The following is a 1,415-nucleotide window of genomic DNA, read 5'->3' on the forward strand; positions in this document are numbered from 1 at the left end:
AAAATCCCCCAACATCACCAACACCACCGCGGGGTGGAGCAGCCCGGTAGCTCGTCAGGCTCATAACCTGAAGGCCGCAGGTTCAAATCCTGCCCCCGCAACCACTTCCATCATAAATCACTACAAATCGACGTCTGATCGCCATGAAATACTGGCACATCAGACAGTTACATGCGTCCCGACCTTCGAAAGAGGGCCGGGCGATTGCGCGCATCCGCATCGTGCCATGGCCAACAGGGCCGCCTCAACCGGTTTCTCAGATCCGTTCAGAACGAAACTTGGAAACCAATGAGGAATATCATCATGCGCGATGACGCAGTGAGAATGCTGTCGGGGCCAAACCAGAGGGAATGGTTGGCACGCAATACCAGATATCAGCCAAAGACTGACCGTCTTCTGGTATGGAACATCATTACCTGGCGGTGGTGTCTGGCCACTACGGAAAATATCCTGGAACTCTGTCCGCTGTCCGTCCGAGGCTTCGGTGATCTAGGCGAGATATGGAAAGATGTCCGGAGTAAGGCCAGTAGGCAGCCTTATGATCTGCAGCAGCGCGGCGACTCTCCCGTACATAATGAGGAAAAACGCAGGGAATGGCTAAGGGAAAGCCGGCGACGGAAATGCCTTCCCGAACGCATTGAAATTTTCAACGTGATACAAGGCCGGTGGATGGCGGTCACTCAGGAGAACCTGGCGGAGCATTACTCCCGCGGCTATTGGGAACCCATCGGGTTGGGTAAAGCATGGGAGGAAATCGAGACCGGGGCGATTGCTAACCCGGAAGCAGAGTTGACCCTTCGTGAGCACGCTGAATTTCTGGCCGAGCATCTGTTCGGGACACTGCGCAAAACGTCTGAAACTCCCGATGAGCGTATCTCGATCATCGCAGAGGAGTTTTATTCCTCACGGGAAGAGCAGGAGCGGGCGCCACCACTACCAGCTCCTCCTCAGCAGCTTCCGACATTCGAGGAGCGGCTCGACGCCCGGATGCCCGAAGCGCTCGAAGTCTGGGCTACCTCTCAAAAAGGCCACATCACCTCACGGTTGGTGGTCGAAGGTTTACTTCAGTATCAATGGCCATTGTCTACGATCCATCAACGGGCACTTGCTCAAGCCATGCGGCAGGCTGGATGGACCTCGCGGAGAAATGCGACAACGAGGTTCTGGGTTAAAAACGCTTGAGGAAGATATCGCCCTTCCACGTGAAAATATCAGCGGGGAAGGGCAATTATGGGGGGGGGGGGGGGATACGGAAAGTCGGCTATGGGATGAAAAGATGTAGAGTTTGCCATTTTCGCTGAGACATTAGGGCCTGTTAGCACTTGATCCAGTCTGCAGCAGCAGCGATGTGTATGACGGCAAGGAATGACGCCGCTGTTTTTTCGTATCTGGTCGCGACTGCACGCCACTCCTTG

The 1,415-nt window shown here is 55.0% G+C and carries 1 protein-coding gene, 1 tRNA gene and 1 pseudogene; 2 read left to right on the plus strand and 1 reads right to left on the minus strand.

Annotation, left to right across the window (positions count from 1 at the left end):
- Positions 1-27 precede the first annotated feature (27 nt).
- Both HKD24_RS15055 and HKD24_RS15060 read left to right on the plus strand, forming a co-directional pair.
- Positions 28-104, plus strand: a tRNA-Met gene (locus HKD24_RS15055).
- A gap of 199 nt (positions 105-303) precedes the next feature.
- Entirely contained in the window at positions 304-1,182 is an 879-nt protein-coding gene (locus tag HKD24_RS15060; RefSeq protein WP_194260964.1) for a hypothetical protein, read from the plus strand.
- Between the two features lie 133 nt (positions 1,183-1,315).
- Here HKD24_RS15060 and HKD24_RS15065 read toward each other — a convergent pair.
- Positions 1,316-1,415, minus strand: a pseudogene (locus HKD24_RS15065) (IS5-like element ISMex42 family transposase); the annotation flags it as partial.

Origin of the sequence: Gluconobacter vitians (assembly GCF_015244565.1) — a bacterium.
Lineage (GTDB): Bacteria > Pseudomonadota > Alphaproteobacteria > Acetobacterales > Acetobacteraceae > Gluconobacter > Gluconobacter vitians.